The sequence below is a fragment of the Sphingopyxis sp. genome (assembly GCF_035998965.1).
Taxonomy (GTDB): Bacteria; Pseudomonadota; Alphaproteobacteria; order Sphingomonadales; family Sphingomonadaceae; genus Sphingopyxis.
The window spans coordinates 1-16,119 of the sequence record NZ_DASYHE010000093.1; the positions used below are offsets into that span (position 1 = coordinate 1).

18 protein-coding genes and 1 tRNA gene are annotated in these 16,119 nt (G+C 65.2%); 6 read left to right on the forward strand and 13 right to left on the reverse strand.

The window, feature by feature from the left end; all coding sequences use genetic code 11:
- The first annotated feature begins 100 nt into the window (after positions 1-100).
- The 5 genes from VGN68_RS16220 (at position 101) to VGN68_RS16240 (ending at position 2,131) form a co-directional block, all read left to right on the forward strand.
- A complete protein-coding gene (locus tag VGN68_RS16220) occupies positions 101-646 on the forward strand; it encodes a hypothetical protein (protein ID WP_327478005.1) in 546 nt (181 codons plus the stop codon).
- Positions 647-683: 37 nt separating this feature from the next.
- The gene (locus VGN68_RS16225; protein ID WP_327478007.1) at positions 684-1,118 is read left to right on the forward strand and encodes a phage holin family protein; all 435 of its coding nucleotides are present in this window, start codon (positions 684-686) and stop codon (positions 1,116-1,118) included.
- Positions 1,102-1,509 carry a DUF3618 domain-containing protein gene (locus VGN68_RS16230; RefSeq protein WP_327478009.1) on the forward strand — a complete coding sequence of 136 codons (408 nt, stop codon included), beginning with the start codon at positions 1,102-1,104 and terminating at the stop codon, positions 1,507-1,509. The genes VGN68_RS16225 and VGN68_RS16230 overlap by 17 nt, the downstream gene beginning before the upstream one ends.
- A complete protein-coding gene (locus VGN68_RS16235; RefSeq protein WP_327478011.1) occupies positions 1,493-1,846 on the forward strand; it encodes a hypothetical protein in 354 nt (117 codons plus the stop codon). Before VGN68_RS16230 ends, VGN68_RS16235 begins: the two co-directional genes overlap by 17 nt.
- 69 nt (positions 1,847-1,915) lie before the next feature.
- On the forward strand, positions 1,916-2,131 hold the full coding sequence (locus tag VGN68_RS16240; protein WP_137753697.1) for a DUF4170 domain-containing protein: 216 nt from the start codon (positions 1,916-1,918) through the stop codon (positions 2,129-2,131).
- A 132-nt stretch (positions 2,132-2,263) separates the two neighbouring features.
- Here the strand turns inward: VGN68_RS16240 and VGN68_RS16245 are convergent, their stop codons facing one another.
- The 4 genes from VGN68_RS16245 to VGN68_RS16260 all read right to left on the reverse strand — a co-directional run bounded on the left by VGN68_RS16245 (position 2,264) and on the right by VGN68_RS16260 (position 6,632).
- Complete coding sequence (locus tag VGN68_RS16245) at positions 2,264-2,542, reverse strand: ETC complex I subunit (RefSeq protein WP_327478015.1); 279 nt, start codon at positions 2,540-2,542, stop codon at positions 2,264-2,266.
- 70 nt (positions 2,543-2,612) lie between these two features.
- The gene (gene hrpB / locus VGN68_RS16250; protein ID WP_327478017.1) at positions 2,613-5,075 is read right to left on the reverse strand and encodes an ATP-dependent helicase HrpB; all 2,463 of its coding nucleotides are present in this window, start codon (positions 5,073-5,075) and stop codon (positions 2,613-2,615) included.
- A complete protein-coding gene (locus VGN68_RS16255; RefSeq protein ID WP_327478019.1) occupies positions 5,075-5,476 on the reverse strand; it encodes a DUF1801 domain-containing protein in 402 nt (133 codons plus the stop codon). The genes hrpB and VGN68_RS16255 overlap by 1 nt, the downstream gene beginning before the upstream one ends.
- 142 nt (positions 5,477-5,618) lie before the next feature.
- Positions 5,619-6,632, reverse strand: coding sequence for a polyprenyl synthetase family protein (locus tag VGN68_RS16260; RefSeq protein WP_327478021.1), 1,014 nt, complete (start codon positions 6,630-6,632; stop codon positions 5,619-5,621).
- Between the two features lie 108 nt (positions 6,633-6,740).
- Between VGN68_RS16260 and VGN68_RS16265 the strand changes: the two genes are divergently transcribed.
- Entirely contained in the window at positions 6,741-7,025 is a 285-nt protein-coding gene (locus VGN68_RS16265; protein WP_327478023.1) for a chorismate mutase, read from the forward strand.
- A 51-nt stretch (positions 7,026-7,076) separates the two neighbouring features.
- Here VGN68_RS16265 and VGN68_RS16270 read toward each other — a convergent pair whose 3' ends face one another.
- The 9 genes from VGN68_RS16270 to VGN68_RS16310 all read right to left on the reverse strand — a co-directional run bounded on the left by VGN68_RS16270 (position 7,077) and on the right by VGN68_RS16310 (position 16,112).
- The gene (locus VGN68_RS16270; RefSeq protein ID WP_327478025.1) at positions 7,077-7,967 is read right to left on the reverse strand and encodes an OmpA family protein; all 891 of its coding nucleotides are present in this window, start codon (positions 7,965-7,967) and stop codon (positions 7,077-7,079) included.
- 161 nt (positions 7,968-8,128) lie between these two features.
- Positions 8,129-9,433, reverse strand: coding sequence for a HAMP domain-containing sensor histidine kinase (locus VGN68_RS16275; RefSeq protein ID WP_327478178.1), 1,305 nt, complete (start codon positions 9,431-9,433; stop codon positions 8,129-8,131).
- Positions 9,434-9,546: 113 nt separating this feature from the next.
- Positions 9,547-10,212 (reverse strand): response regulator transcription factor, encoded by a 666-nt coding sequence (locus VGN68_RS16280; protein ID WP_293697471.1) that lies wholly within the window; start codon positions 10,210-10,212, stop codon positions 9,547-9,549.
- Positions 10,213-10,328: 116 nt separating this feature from the next.
- A complete protein-coding gene (locus VGN68_RS16285; RefSeq protein ID WP_293697473.1) occupies positions 10,329-10,637 on the reverse strand; it encodes a PepSY domain-containing protein in 309 nt (102 codons plus the stop codon).
- Positions 10,638-10,725: 88 nt separating this feature from the next.
- Positions 10,726-10,800: transfer RNA gene (locus tag VGN68_RS16290), tRNA-Val, on the reverse strand.
- 177 nt (positions 10,801-10,977) lie between these two features.
- Complete coding sequence (locus VGN68_RS16295) at positions 10,978-11,250, reverse strand: HU family DNA-binding protein (RefSeq protein ID WP_327478028.1); 273 nt, start codon at positions 11,248-11,250, stop codon at positions 10,978-10,980.
- Positions 11,251-11,416: 166 nt separating this feature from the next.
- Positions 11,417-13,813 carry an endopeptidase La gene (gene lon / locus VGN68_RS16300; RefSeq protein WP_327478030.1) on the reverse strand — a complete coding sequence of 799 codons (2,397 nt, stop codon included), beginning with the start codon at positions 13,811-13,813 and terminating at the stop codon, positions 11,417-11,419.
- Between the two features lie 260 nt (positions 13,814-14,073).
- Positions 14,074-14,409, reverse strand: coding sequence for a YbaB/EbfC family nucleoid-associated protein (locus tag VGN68_RS16305; RefSeq protein WP_327478032.1), 336 nt, complete (start codon positions 14,407-14,409; stop codon positions 14,074-14,076).
- Complete coding sequence (locus VGN68_RS16310) at positions 14,406-16,112, reverse strand: DNA polymerase III subunit gamma/tau (protein ID WP_327478034.1); 1,707 nt, start codon at positions 16,110-16,112, stop codon at positions 14,406-14,408. The genes VGN68_RS16305 and VGN68_RS16310 overlap by 4 nt, the downstream gene beginning before the upstream one ends.
- Positions 16,113-16,119 lie beyond the last annotated feature (7 nt).

The window sequence follows — 16,119 nt, forward strand, 5'->3', positions numbered from 1 at the left end:
GGCCTATGGAACCAATGGGCGGCTCTTGCTATATATTCAGGCAGGACCAAAGGGATGTTCGCCAATGCGGCGCCCGACAAAAGAAGAAGAGGACAACGCCATGGCCAAGCCCGCTACTCCCGCGACGACCAAAACCGCCGCTCCGCGCCCCAAGGCACCCGCAAAGGCTGGCGCCACGAAGGCCGCCCCGGCGCGCAAGCCCGCAAGCGTGAAAGCTGCCAAGGATCATCCGATCCGCGACCAGCTGGTCGCGACGCGCGAAACGATCAAGTCGGAAGCGACGAAGAAAGCTGCCTCGCTGAAGGGTGAAGCGACGACGCTCGCCAATCAGGCATCGGCCAAGGCGCGCGACGCCGCGACCAAGGGCAAGGGCAAGGCCGCCGACGCGGTCGGTAACCTCGCCAAGATGCTGGAAGACAGCGCCGGCACCGTCGATACCAAATTCGGCAAGCAATATGGCGACTATGCGCGTTCGGCTGCCGCAACCGTCGCCGGCCTCGCCTCGACGCTCGACAAAAAGGATCTCGACGAGCTCGCCGCTTCGACCAAGGATATGGTCAAGAAGAACCCGGCGATCGCGGTCGGCGCCGCCACGGTGATCGGCTTTGTGCTCGCCCGCATGCTCAAGGGCGGCTCGAACGATTGACAAGGTCTTGCCATCCGCAGATCCGATCCTCCCGCCCATGTCCGACGAGCGCAGCTTTGACGGCATAAGTCACGGTTATGCCCCCGACGGGCCGCCGGTCGACCCGCCGCCCGTACCGCTTGGACAGATTGTCGGAGATGTCGTCGACAACCTGTCGGCGACGGCGCGGGCCGAGTTCGCACTGATCGAAGCGCGCGGCGAGTTGGCGCTGCATGGCGCCAGTCGGGCTGCAATCTGGGGCGGCGTGGCCGCGACGGCGGCGGGTGTGGCGCTGCTGGCGTTGGCTTTCGGCGCGATCCTGGCGCTGTCGCCGCAGATCGGACCGTTGTTGGCGACCTTGGTGGTCGTCAGCGTGCTGCTCGTCGTCGCAGGCATCGGCGCATGGCGCGCGCATATCAGCTATGGCGACATTCGCACCGCACTCCGGCGCGACCTGACCAATGAGGGGATCGACGATGGCGCGGACGCGTAACCGGCTGATTGCGGCCGCGCGCCGCTCGATGCTCCAGCGCGCCGAACTGCACCGGCGGCTCGACGTCGCCAAGGCAGCATTGAGCCCCGGGGCGCTGGTGGATCGCGGCAAATATCGCCTCAATGCCAAAGTCGACGATGCCGCACATGCGGTGCGCCGCGAGTTTCGCAACAACCGCCTGCCGATTGCGCTCGCCGCCGTGGCCGGGGTGGCGTGGCTGCTGCGCGAGCCGATCAAGGACCATGCGCCGAGGCTGACACGAAAGCTTCAGGATATGGCAAACGCGATCACCGATCGCCTGCACCCCGCCGACGAAACAGCCGACGAATCATATGCCGATAACGGCGAACCGATCGAACCAGTGGAGAATGACGATGAAGCCGTTCAGTGAAACCGCCAGCGACGCGCGCGCCAAAGCGAGTGAACTTGCCGAGAAAACCGCCGAAAATGCCCGGCTGACCGCCGAGGCGGCGAAGGCGCGGATTCAGGACGGCTATGGCCGCGCGCGCGCCGCAACCGAAGATTTGGCGCACAAGGCCAGCGAACAGGCGAGCGTTGCCCGTGACGCCGCCGGCGAAGTCTATGAAAAGGGCAAGGTCCAGGCCAAGCGCGCGAACAGCAAGCTGAAGGAAGCGGCCGAAAAGCAGCCCATGGCGCTCGTCGCCGGGGCCGTGGCGATCGGCGCGCTGCTCGGCTCGCTGCTGCCGAAGGGCCGCAAGGACGATTGACCGGCTTGCCGTAGCGGCGCCGCGCTGTTAGGGGCCGCGCCTTCTCCCCGACCCGCAAGGACAGCAGCCATGAGCAAATTGCACCTCGTGTTCGGTGGACGCGTCAGCGATCCGCAGGGCACCGACTTTGTCGACCTCCACAACCTCGACGTCGTCGGGCTGTTCCCCGATTATAAATCGGCGGAAAAGGCCTGGCGCGCCGCGGCGCAGCGCACCGTCGACGATGCCGAAATGAAATATGTGGTGGTGCATCTGCACAAGCTGTTGCAGCCGGACAGCGAGTAAGCGCTAAAGCAATGATTGAACCCCGTTCGCCCTGAGCTTGTCGAAGGGCCGATCTTTCTTTGCGACGTCAAAAAGAAGAACAGTGCTTCGACAAGCTCAGCACGAACGGTGGGGGTCGGTTCTGCCGCCGCCTCAGCGGAAATTATCCGCGTAAGCCTGAATTTTCAACGTCCGCACCGGCGGCGCAACCACCTCGGCGTCGATGCCATTGCGCTCGGCATAAGCCACCGCTTCTTCCTGCGTCGCAAAGCCCAACCGGATCTGGCGCCGGGTATCCCCGCTGCCCGCCCAGCCCATCAGCGGATCGGGCTTGCGCGCTTCGGCAGGAGCGAATTCCAGCATCCAGCGCTGCGTACCGGCGCGCCCCGACTGCATCGCATTTTTGGGTTTCTGGAAGATGCGCGCTTTCATCGGGACTGTCCTGCGTTGGTTGGGCTGCCCGTGCCTTAGCGGCTTGCTGGCCTCGCGAAAAGGGCCAACCTCATGCTCCGTCGCGCCGCGCCTGCGCCGCCTTGGTCATCAGCGTCGGCCGCGCGGTAGCGGGGTCGTCGGGCCAGCTGTGCTTGGGATAGCGGCCCCGCATCTCGCGCGCGACATCGTGCCAGCTGCCGCCCCAAAAGCTGACCAGATCGCGCGTCGTCTGGATCGGCCGATGCGCGGGTGAAGTGAGCGCGAGCACCAGCGGCACCGGCGGATCGCCGATCGTGGGGTGGCGCGCCAGCCCGAACAATTCCTGCACGCGTACGCTGACCGTCGGCCCGCCGTCGGCGCCATAGTCGATCGGATGGCGGCTGCCGACCGGCGTCGTGTAATCGGCGGGCGCATGTTTTTCCAGCAACTGCCGCGCCGGCCAGTCGAGCAAGCCCATCAGCGCTTCGGTCAGCTTGCGGTCGCCAATGTCACGCAGCCCACGGCAACCGCCGAGCAGCGGCGGCAACCAGATGTCGAGGCTGTCTGCGAGCGCACCGGTCGACAGCGTATCGATCCCCGCAAAGCTCGCTCGCTGGCGCAACGCCTGCGCCGCCGGTCCCCAACCGATCAGCCCGAGCCCTTTGTCGCGCACCGCCGCGAGCCGCAGCGCGATGTCCTCTTCGACATTGTCGCTGCGCCCGGCCTGCCCGCTGGTCAGCGCAATCGCGCCGAGCCGCCGTTCGCGGCGGTGGTCGACGCGGTCGCTGGCGGCGTCATAGCTGCTCGCGGCGTGCGCGACGATGCGGTCGGAGAAGATCGCCTCGACCTCGGCCTGCTCGATTGGCGCCGCGGCGAGGATGCGAACGCCGGCGGCATGTCCCTGCGCGTCGGCGATCGCGAGCCATTCGCTGCCCGCAAGCGGTTCGACCGGGTCGATGCGATAGGCGCGGCCGCCGACGCTGAGATATTCGCCGCGCTGTCCCGCCCGCTGGCGCGCGACGCGGTCGGGCCACGCCGTCGCGATCCAGCCGCCGATCGAGCGCGGTGCGACGTCTTCGGTCCCTGCCGCCAGCTTGTCGCCGATGCTCGCGAGCCGCCGCGCCAGTCGGACCGCGCCTTCGCTGCGGTCGCCGCGCTGCCCGCGCCAGCGCCCGAGCCGCGCCTCGACATCGACGCCGCGCCCACCGAGCCCCGGTTCGGTGAGCAGCACCGCGAGGCGTCCCGCTAGTTCCCCCTCCCCTGCGCGCGCCGCGTCGAGCAGCATATGCGCGAGCGGCACCGGCAACGGGATCGCGGCGAGCGCCTTGCCATGCGCGGTGATCCGCCCGTCGTCGCCCAGCGCGCCGATCGCCTGCAAGCGCGCTTTCGCGTCGGCAATCGCGGCGGGCGATGGGGGATCGAGCCAGCCCAATTGGCGCGGGTCGATGATGCCCCAGCTGGCGCAGTCGAGCACGACCGGCATCAGGTCGTTTTCGTGGATTTCGGGCGGATCGAACGGCGGCATGCCCGCGGTCGCCGCCGCTTCCCACAGGCGATACGCAACCCCCGGCCCCTGCCGCGCCGCGCGCCCGGCGCGCTGGGTCGCCGACGCCTGGCTGGCGCGTTCGGTGACCAGCCGGGCAATCCCCGCCGCCTTGTCGAAGCGCGGCCGCCGCGACAGCCCGGCGTCGATGACAATTCGCACCCCGTCGATGGTCAGGCTGGTTTCGGCGATGCTCGTCGCGAGGATCAGCTTGCGCCCGCCGTCGGGATCGCGGACGAGCGCTTTGCGCTGCAACGCCGGGTCGATCTGGCCGTGGAGGCGGTGGACGACGAGCGGCAGCCCCGATGCCTCGACCGCCGCCGCGGTGCGCTCGATGTCGGCTGCGCCGGGCAAGAAAGCGAGAATGTCGCCCTGACGTTCGTCCGCCATCGCCTGCCGCACCGCGACAAGCATGCTCGCCTCCAGCCGATCCTCCACCCGGCGGACGATGTGGCGCAGGTCGAGCGGAAATATCTTGCCCTCGCTGCGCACCACCGGCGCGTTGCCGAGCAGCGCCCCAAAGCGCGCGCCATCGAGCGTCGCGGACATGGCGATCAGCCGCAGATCGTCGCGCAACCCCTGCTGCGCATCGATCGCCAGCGCGAGCGCGAAATCGCCATCGAGGCTGCGCTCGTGGACCTCGTCGAACAGCACCGCCGACACGCCGGTGAGTTCGGGATCGGCGAGGATGCGGTTGCGAAACAGCCCGGGGGTCATCACTAGCAGCCGCGTCGCCGCCGACTGCTTGCTGTCGAGCCGCGTCGCGTAGCCGACCGTGCTGCCAACCGCTTCGTCCATTTCCTCGGCGATGCGTTCGGCGGCCGCGCGCGCGGCAAGGCGGCGCGGCGAGAGCAGCCAGACCGCCCCCTTGCACCAAGGTTGATCGAGCAGCGCAGGGGCGACGCGCGTCGTCTTGCCCGCGCCCGGCGGTGCGACGACGACGGCATTGGGTTTCAGGATCAGCGCCGCGAGAATATCGGGCAACACCTGATCGATCGGGAGCGGCTGCATCAGGTCCGCGCCGCCGGGTTGCCGAGTTCGATGTTGAGCCGATACGCCTCGGCGGCGAGCGTCGCGATCTGGTTCGCCGTCACCCCGGTCGCTTCGGTCAACGCCAGATTTCCGAGTTCATATTTGCCGCTCGCCTTGATCCGCGGTTCCAGGTCACGCAGCCGCTTGCCTCGCCAGAAGCCCAGCTGGACGCGCTGCGCCTCGGCCCGGATCAGGATGCATGGGCCGTTCGCCATGAAGACGAGGTTGGTCCATTTGATCGTTTCTTCAAAAGGGGCGGCGGAGAGGATCGCGGCGCGCATCAAGTCACAGCGCTCGCGCTGCCAGCCCGACAGGGCGGCGATGTAGGCGTCGGGCGTTTCCGCCGCCGGACCCATCATCGACAAATCCGTTCCTTCCATATTAGCCCCTCCCCTTCAGGGGAGGGGTTGGGGTGGGGTCTGTCGGCTTTGCGCTAGGCCGATGGACCCCACCCGCTGCGACTAAGCCAGCAAGCTGGCACGTCTCGCTGCCCTCCCCTGAAGGGGAGGGTTGATTTCGATACTAATAAGCCCGCGCGATGGCGAACGCGACCGCCTCGGTCAGCGCCGCTTTGGCCTGGCTGGCGCGAAAGCCACCGATCGCGTCGACGGCGCGCTGGCCATAATGCCGCGCGCGCGCCAGCGTGTCTTCGATCGTGCCATGCTTGTGGAGCAGGCTGGTGGCATGCAGCAGGTCTTCGTCCGCAGTGCGATGGCCGGTGATCGCGAGCTTCCAGAACTCGCGCTCCTCAGCGCTGCCGCGCGCATAGGCGAGGATGACGGGCAGCGTGACCTTGCCATCGCGGAAGTCGTCGCCGACCCCCTTGCCCATCGTTTCGGCGTCCGAAACATAATCGATCGCATCGTCGACCAGCTGGAACGCGATGCCCAGATTGCGGCCATAGGCGTCGAGCGCGGCTTCGGTCGCCTCATCGCGTTCGGCGACGACTGCGGCGATCTTGCACGCTGCGGCGAACAACTCGGCGGTCTTGGCGTTGATGATCGCCAGATACTGGTCTTCGCTCGTCTCAATACGCCGCTGCGCCGACAACTGGTTGACCTCGCCCTCGGCAATCACCGCCGACGCGCGCGACAGGATCTTGAGCACTTTGAGCGAGCCGTCCTCGACCATCACCTCGAAAGCGCGGCTGAACAGGAAATCGCCGACCAGCACCGACGCGCTGTTTCCCCAGATCAGGTTTGCGGTCTTGCGCCCTCGGCGCAGGTCCGATTTGTCGACGACATCGTCGTGAAGCAATGTCGCGGTGTGGATGAATTCGACCGCTGCCGCCAGTTTGCAATGGCGGCGCCCCGGGTAATCGAGCAGCTTGCCGCACGCCAGAGTCAGCATCGGCCGCATCCGTTTGCCACCGCCTGCGATCAGATGGCCGGCGAGCTCGGGGATCAGCGGCACTTCGGATTGCATCCGGTCGAGAATGACCGAATTGACCTCGTTCATATCGGCGGCGACAAGCGCCATCATCGGGTCGAGCGAGGGGGGCCGTTCGCCGTGGAGCTGGTGGATTTCGGCAGTCATGATGCGGCGAGCCTTGGCCGTGCGGCCGCGATTTTGCAACGACTTTCGGCTTGCCAGCGCCCCCCGCGCGGTGCCAAGCGTGCCGCACGCAAGAGGAGCCGCGCACCCATGGACGACCAGCTGAGCCGTTACCGTCAGAGCATCGACAATATCGATGCGGCGCTTGTCTATATGCTGGCCGAGCGATTCAAGGTGACGAAAGCGGTCGGTGAACTGAAGGCCCGCGACGGCCTGCCCGCCGCCGATCCGGGCCGCGAGGAGCGCCAGATCGAACGGCTGCGGTCGCTGGCGCGCGATGCCGATCTCGACCCCGAGTTCAGCGAAAAATTCCTGCGTTTCATCATCGAGGAAGTGATCCGCCATCACCAGCAGGTGCGGGACGCAGGCGCGTGAGCCCCGCCAGGCGCAGCCGGGGACGGGTCGGCCCGCCCCCGGCACACGCCTCTACATCCCGTCCAGCCCCTTGCTGACCAGCACATTCACCGCAACGCGGCGATTCATCGCCTTGCCTTCGGGGGTGCTGTTGTCCGCCGCCGGATCGGCTTCGGACATGCCGGTCGGGGTGAGCATCCGATAGGGCTTCCACCCGCACGCCTGTTGCAGGTGATTGACGACGCGGCCCGCGCGCTTTTCGCTCAGCTCCTGATTAAGCTCTTCGCTGCCGGTGGAATCGGTATACCCCACGACCAGCAGCAGCGCGTTGTCCATTGCCTCGGCCTGCGTCGCGGTCGCGCACAGATCGGCCTTTGCCTGCGGCGACAGCACCGCTTTGCCGGTGTCGAAATTCACATTGATCGTGCTTTTGACATTATATTGATCGATGTCACCGACGCGGCTGCGCAGCGCTTCGGTCGCCGCGGTCTGCTCGGCAAAGCGCTGGTCGGTGCCAGTGCGGATCATCGATGCGGTGCGCAGATCCTTGCTCTTGAGGTCGACCTCGCTGGCAACCAGCCCGCCATCCCACTGCAAGGTTTCGACGGTGACCGGCAGGCCATTGAGCAGCGAGTCCGCCGCCAGTTTGTCGCTGTTGAGGCCCAGGAAGCCGCCCTTCGACTTGATCTTGGTATAATCGGCGATCGCGATGGTCGTGTCATTGCCATCGGCGGTACGCACACGCATCCGGCCGTCGCTGCGCGCCGAGATGATGCCCTCGACCTGCGGCCCCTTGGTCATCTGGTCGGGGGTCGGCAGCGTACCATATACGGTCGCCATGACGTCGCCGTCGGCCTGCTGCGGCGGCGCCTCCTGCGATTGGGCAGCGAGGCCGGCGGGCGCGGCGGCCGCCAGCGCCGCGAACAACAATATCGATTTTGGTCTTTTGGAAACGGTAAGCATGACCCTACTCCTTCAGTGAGCCGCCCCCGCGAATTCCCGACGCCCCTTCTGGCAACTCGGTTCGCGCGGCAAGACGGGACCGCCAGTTGCATGGACAATATGGGCGGATTGTGCGGTGAACCGACGGATAGCGCCCCGCGTCGCGGAGGTTTTGAGGGAATCTAGCCCGCCGGCAGCCGCAATCGGACCAGCAGCCCGCCCAGATCCTCGCTCTCTTCGAGCGCGATGCTACCGCCGTAAATTTCGGCGACATCGCGGACGATCGCCAGGCCCAGCCCGGTGCCCGGCTTGCCGCTGTCGAGCCGGACGCCGCGATCGAAGATGCGTGTCCGGTCGGCGGGCGAAATGCCGGGGCCGTCATCCTCGACCAGGATTTCGGCCATCGCCCCGTCACGCTGGATCGTGACAAACACGCTGCCGCCGCCATATTTCGCGGCGTTTTCGAGCAGATTGCCGATGAGTTCGTCGAGATCTTGGCGCTCGACCCGCGCCACCAGTGTCTTGTCTCCGGCCGCGTCGAGCCGCGCCTTGGGATAAAGCAGCGCCACGGCGCGCGTCACACTGTCGACGCTTTCGCGGACATTGGCGCGCGCCTGCGCCGCACCGCGGCGCCCGACCGCGCGAGCGCGGGCCAGATGATGTTCCACCTGCCGCTGCATCGTCGCCGCCTCGCGCCGGACCGTGTCGGCGAGCGGCGAGGTCTGGCTGGTCGCACTGTTGAGCAACACCGTGAGCGGGGTCTTGAGCGCATGGGCAAGATTGCCTGCGTGAAGCCGCGCTTCCTCCGCCTGTTTCTCGTTATGCGCGAGCAGCGCGTTCAGCTCATCGACCATCGGCTGCACTTCCAACGGCAGCGGCGCATCGACGCGGCGGTTCTGCCCGCCGCGCATCGCCGCGATTGCGCGCCGGATGTGGCGCAGCGGCCAGAGGCCATAGAAGGTCTGGAGCGCGGCGAGGATGAGGAGACCGAGGCCGAGCAGCGCGAGGCTGGGGATCAGCGTCGCCCGCACCGCCCCGACCTGCGTATCGAGCGCCTCGCGCGACTGGGCGATCTGGTAGCGCCAGCTGACCTTGCTGCCCGGCAGGATGACATTGCGGTCGAGCACGCGCAGTTCCTCGTCAGGGAACTGGTTGCTGTCATAGATATGGATGTCGTCGTCGATATGCGGCGTCGGCGCCTTCAGCGACCGTTCCCACAGCGACCGCGAGCGATAGGGTTCCTGCGTGCCGCCACTAATCTGCCAATAAAGACCGCTATAGGGCTCCAGGAACCGCTGATCGCCGAGCGGTTCGACCAGCCGCACTTCGCCGTCGGGGCCGATTTCCGACGAGCGGATCATCGCGATCAGCACATATTCCAGGCTGGAATCGAAATTGCGCGTGATCGCGCCGGTCAGTACCCGGTCGAGCGCAAAACCGCCGCCGATGAGCAGCACCGAAATCCACAGCGCCGCGATGGCGATCATGCGCCGCGCCAGCGATCCGGTGATGCGGCTGGTCAGCGCGACCGGCTTTTCTACCGGTTCGCGGGCCGTTACGCCTGCCGCACTGGGTTCCATATCGGCCATGGCCGAACGGTTCAGCCCTGGGGATCGTCGAGCTGGTAACCCAGGCCGCGGATCGTCGTGATGATGTCGGCGCCCAGTTTTTTGCGGATGCGCGTGACGAAAACCTCGATCGTGTTGGAATCGCGATCGAAATCCTGATCATAGATATGCTCGATCAGCTCGGTACGCGACACCACCTTGCCCTTGTGGTGCAGCAGATACGACAGCAGCTTATATTCCTGGGCGGTGAGCTTGACCGGTTCACCCGCCAGCGTCACGCGGCCCGAACGCGTGTCGAGCCGAACGTCGCCCGCGGTCAGTTCGCTCGACGCATTGCCCGCGGCGCGGCGGATCAGCGCGCGCAGGCGAGCGATCAGTTCTTCGGTCTGGAACGGCTTGGCGAGATAATCATCGGCGCCCGCATCCAGCCCCGCCACCTTGTCCGACCAGCTGTCACGCGCGGTCAGCACCAGCACGGGAAAATTGCGCTTTTCGCGGCGCCAGCGGTCCAGCACCGTCAGCCCGTCGATCTCCGGCAAGCCAAGATCGAGAATCGCGGCGTCGTAATTTTCCGTCGAACCGAGGAAATGGCCATCCTCGCCATCGGTCGCCAGATCGACGGCATAGCCTGCGCCTTCCAGCGTCGCCTTCAGCTGCGGGCCGAGGGTGGGTTCGTCTTCGACAATCAAGATCCGCATTCGGACGCCTTTCTTTTGCTGACCGGTGAAACCAGCCGCATGTTTCGACTGTGTATCAAGTCCGAACGATCATCGCAAAATGTCGTTGCGTCGGGATCGTCGGCAATGAGGGGGTATCAGGGTTTACGGCCGACAATCCGCCCGGTGCGCGCATCGACATAGACGACGACGACCTGGTTGCCGTTCATGAATTTCAGCGCATAGATCATGCGTCCGGCGTCGAACTGCGGTCCGCCCAGATAGGTCATCTCGCTATAGGGTGCACGCGAACGGACATCGTCGATCAAGCGGTTGAGCGGAATGACCTGTCCCTTCGCCGCCGCGTCGCGCAAATGATCCTGATCACGATTGCCGCGCGCGGCCGCCGGTGCCCCGGCGGAAAGCAGCAGGGCCGAGATGAGCGAGAAGGTCAGGGTGCGGATCATGCCCGTCTCTCTAATGCAAAGGCATTGAATAGGCGATGAATGGTCCGGTCAGCTCCCGTTTCGCTTGCGCGGCCGGGTGACCGGGCCATGGTGGGCGCGGCAGGGATTGAACCTGCGACCCCACCCGTGTGAAGGGTGTGCTCTACCACTGAGCTACGCGCCCGTTCGGGTTCGACCCAATCGCCGACGCCCGAAAGCCGGATGTCCATAGCCGCTGCACCGATGATTGCAACGGCGATTTCACCGAGGCCATCACGTTCGCCGAAGCTACCGCGCCGATGCAAATCAGGCCGCAGCTTTCGCCGCGGCCCGAAATCGTCTTACCCAAAGGGTTGGCCAATCAGTTGACCGCATCCTTGAGCGCCTTGCCGGCCTTGAACTTGGGCTGGTTCGACGCCGCGATAGTCATCGTTTCGCCCGTGCGCGGGTTGCGACCGGTCGATGCCTTGCGCTTGCTGACGGCAAAGGTGCCGAAACCGACGAGACGCACTTCGCCGCCCTTTTTCAGCGAACCGGTGATCGCATCGAAAACGGCTTCGACGGCTTTGCTGGCGTCGGCTTTCGTCAGACCGCTGGAATCAGCGACGGCGGCGATCAGGTCTTGTTTGTTCATGCCTAAGGAACCCCTGCTTCTGGTTGATTGAATGATTCATGGACGTGCCATGGCGCGTCACTAACGCCGTTTCGCCCCATGTTGTCAAAGCAAAAAGGCTCAAAAACCGCCGCTAAACAACGTTTTTGCGACGAAAAGCGGGATCCCGAAGCGTCGTCCGCCAAGGTCAGTGGCGAATCGTCGTCTCCGGGTCAGATCCGGGGACATGCGGCGGCGAAGCGGCGAGTTCATCCGCCTCGGTCCACTCGATCGGCTCGATCGGGCTGACCAAAGCGACGGCGAGCACTTCATCGACATGGCTGACCGGAATGATCTTCAATCCCGTCGTGATGTTGGCAGGAATTTCGACCAGATCCTTTTCATTTTCTTCGGGGATCAGCACGGTCGTGATGCCGCCGCGCAGCGCCGCGAGCAGCTTTTCCTTGAGGCCCCCGATCGCCAGCACGCGGCCGCGCAACGTGACCTCGCCGGTCATCGCGACATCGCGGCGCACCGCAATCCCGGTCAGGGTCGAAATCATCGCGGTGACCATGCCGACACCCGCCGACGGGCCGTCCTTTGGCACCGCCCCTTCGGGCAGATGGATATGGATGTCCTTGCGCGCGAAGAGGCTGGGCTTGATGCCGTAGCTCGGCGCGCGCGCTTTCACGAACGACAGCGCCGCCTGGACGGATTCGGTCATTACTTCGCCCAGTTTGCCGGTGGTGCGCACCTGCCCCTTGCCAGATGCGGTGACCGCCTCGATCGTCAGCAATTCGCCGCCGACTTCGGTCCACGCGAGGCCTGTGACGGCACCGATCTGATCCTCCAGATCGCCCATGCCGTGACGATATTTGCGAACGCCGGAAAACTCGTTGAGGTTTTCGGACGTAATCGTGATACTTTCCGCCTTACCCTCGAGAATGCGGCGCAGCGCCTTGCGCGCCAGCCGTGCAATCTCGCGCTCCAGCGTACGCACACCCGCCTCGCGGGTGTAGTAACGGATCAGGTCGCGCAGACCTTCATCGGTCAGGGTGAATTCGCCGTCCTTCAGGCCATGCGCCTCGACCTGCTTGGCAATCAGGTGGAGCTTGGCGATCTCGACCTTCTCGTCCTCGGTGTAGCCTTCGAGCCGGATGATCTCCATGCGATCGAGCAGAGGCTGCGGCAGATTGAGCGAATTGGCCGTGGTGACGAACATCACGTCGGACAAATCGACGTCGATCTCCAGATAATGGTCCTGGAATTTGCCATTCTGTTCGGGGTCGAGGACTTCCAGAAGCGCCGACGCCGGATCGCCGCGGAAATCCTGACCCAGCTTGTCGATCTCGTCGAGCAGGAACAGCGGGTTCATCGTACCCGCCTTTTTCAGGTTGGTCACGATCTTGCCCGGCAGCGAGCCGATATAGGTGCGGCGATGACCGCGGATCTCGGCCTCGTCGCGCACCCCGCCCAGCGACTGGCGGATGAACTCGCGCCCGGTCGCCTTGGCGATTGACTTGCCCAGGCTCGTCTTGCCAACGCCCGGCGGGCCGACGAGGCACAGGATCGGCCCCTTCAGCTTGTTGGTGCGCGCCTGCACCGCCAGATATTCGACGATGCGGTCCTTGACCTTTTCGAGCGCATAATGATCGTCGTCGAGCACCGCCTGCGCGGCGGCAATATCTTTCTTCAGCTTAGACTTCTTCCCCCACGGCAGGCCGATCAGCGTGTCGAGATAGTTGCGGACAACGGTCGCCTCGGCCGACATCGGCGCCATCGCGCGCAGCTTTTTCAGCTCGGCGTTCGCCTTGGCCTTCGCCTCTTTCGACATCTTCAGGCCGTCGATTTTCTGCTGCAACTCGGCCAGGTCGTCGCCGCCCTCGCCATTGTCGTTGCCCAGCTCGCGCTGGATCGCCTTCAATTGCTCATTCAGATAATATTCGCGCTGGCTCTTTTCCATCTGGCGCTTCACGCGGCCGCGGATCTTCTTTTCGACCTGCAACACGCCAAGCTCGCCCTCCATGAAGGCGAACACCATTTCGAGCCGCTTCGACGGCGTATCTTCGACGAGCAGCGCCTGTTTGTCGGACACTTTGATGTTGAGATTGCCGGCGACCGAATCGGCAAGGCGCGAGGCGTCGTCGATCTGCGACAGCTGCACCGCGGTTTCGGCGGGCATCTTCTTGTTGAGCTTGGCATAATTTTCGAACTGGTCGACGACCGAGCGCATCAGCGCCGCGGTATCGACACTGTCATCCATCGTGTCGGCGACCGGCTTGACACTCGCCATCACCGTCTTGTCATCGTTGGTCAGCGCAACCAGTTTCGCGCGCTCCTTGCCCTCGACGAGCACACGGACGGTGCCGTCGGGCAGCTTAAGCAATTGGAGCACGGTGGCGATCACGCCGACGTCATACAGTTCGTCGCGCTGCGGATCGTCCTCGCCCGGATCGAGCTGGGCCACGAGGAAGATTTCCTTGTCGGATTCCATCGCGGTTTCGAGCGCGGCAACCGAGCGGTCGCGGCCGACGAACAGCGGCACGATCATGTGCGGGAAAACGACAATGTCGCGCAGCGGCAAAAGCGGAAAAGATTGCGTCATTACGGCTCCTGGACAGGCGCCACGACCGGACGCTCCGCCCTTCTTATAGGGTGTTCATCGCTAATATGGCGTAACTTGGCACGCATTCAATGTCGGAGTGCTGAACGGGTTGAACAATCCTCCCTGTCGCGAAGCGATGGGGAGGTGGCAGCGCGAAGCGCTGACGGAGGGGCGATGACGCGACGTTGCGGCCCCTCCACCACCGCCTGCGGCGGCGGTCCCCCTCCCCATGGCTTCGCCACAGGGAGGATAATTTCCATTCAAAATGGCAGCTTGAAGCCCGGGGGCAGCGGCAATCCGCTGGTCATCTTGCCCATTTCCTCGTTGCTGACCCGGTCCGCCTTTTCGCGCGCATCATTAAACGCTGCGGCGAGCAAATCCTCGAGCATCTGCTTGTCGGCGGGAACGATCAGGCTGTCGTCGATATTGATCGACTTGATCCGGCCCTTGGCGCTCGCCAGTATCCGCACCAGCCCGCCGCCCGACACGCCCTCGACCTCGACACTGTCGAGCTTCGCCTGCGCCTCCTGCATCTGCGCCTGCACCGTGGCCGCAGCTTCCTGCGCCGCCTTCATCATGTCTTCGATCGATTTCATGGAAACGACTTATGGCGATTGTCGGCGGGGTCTTCAAGGCTGGCGTCGGGAAAAGCGGCGAGCGCGGCCTTGACGACCGGCAATTCGCGGATCCGCGCCTCATTGTCCGCGGCGGTCGCGGCGCGCATCTCGCCCAGGCTGGGCCGGGCATCGCCCTCACCCGCGCGGACGTGCCATCGGCTGCCGGTGGCGGCGAGCAGCGCCTCGCCCAGATCGCGCGGGAACGTCGCGGACAGCGCCGGGACGGCGGCAAAAACCAGCTCGCCCGGCTCGAGGGTGATAACCCGCAAATGATCATGGACCTGCACCGCGAGGCGGTGATTGCCGCTGCTCTCGAGCAATTGGTGGATCTGCGCAATCGTCAGCGACGTCGCCGGAAGCTCGGCGGCGGCGGCGGCCTCGGCAACGGGCGCCGCCGCAGCGGTTTCTTGTCCAGCGGTCGCAGGCGGCGATGCGAGCGGCATCGTCGGCAACCGTCCCGATTCGAGCAGTTTTGCCAGTTCGCCGGGATCGGGCATCGACGCGGCATAAATCACCCGCAGCAACAGCATTTCCAGATGCTCGAGCGGATTGTTCGCACGCAGCACTTCGTCATGGCCCTTGAGCAGCAATTGCCATAGCCGGTTCAGCGGCGCGAAGCCCAGCTTTTGCGCCCAGTCGCCGATGCGTTCGCGATCCGCTTCGGCCAGCGCGGGATCATCGTGGCGCGACACTTTGGCGAGTGTTACCGCGTGGGTCAGGTCCATCAGCCCGCGCACCATCGCGACCGGCTCGATGCCCAGCGCATATTGCGCCCGCGCCAGGTCGATCGCGGCACCGCTGTCGCCGTCCAGGATCGCCGCCATCAACTGCGCGATCGACGTGCGGTCGGACAGGCCGAGCATCACGCGCACCTGATCGGCGCCGATCTTGCCGCCGCCATCAAGATCGGCATGCGCAATCGCCTGATCGAGAATCGACAAACCGTCGCGAACCGAGCCTTCGGCGGCGTTGGCAATCAGCCAGATCGCCGGCGCCTCGGCCTCGACGCCCTCTTTCTGCAAAATTGAACTAAAATGCGCGAACAGCATGTCAGGGGTGATGCGGCGGAGGTCGAAACGCTGGCAGCGCGACAGCACCGTCACCGGCACCTTGTTGACCTCGGTCGTCGCGAACAGGAATTTGACGTGCGGCGGCGGTTCTTCGAGCGTTTTCAGGAGTGCATTGAAGGCGTTGCGCGACAACATATGCACTTCGTCGATGATGTAGATCTTATAGCGCGCCGACACCGCAGCATAGCGCACCGCCTCGATAATCTCGCGGACATCGTCGACGCCGGTGTTCGACGCGGCGTCCATCTCGATGACGTCGATATGGCGCCCTTCGGTGATCGCGCGGCACGGCTCGCACACCCCGCAGGGATCGATCGTCGGCCCGCCCTGCCCGTCGGGGCCGATGCAGTTGAGCGCCTTGGCGATCAGGCGCGCGGTCGACGTCTTGCCGACCCCGCGCACCCCGGTCATCAGAAACGCATGCGCCAGCCGGTCGCGCGCAATCGCATTGCCGAGCGTGCGGACCATCGCATCCTGACCGATCAGTTCGGCAAAGGTTTGCGGGCGATATTTGCGGGCGAGGACGCGGTACGGGCCGGATGACGCCTGCGGCTTCACCTCGGGCAGGTCCATTCCCAGCATCGGGGGTTCATCGTCCGCGGAATCGCTCATGCCATCG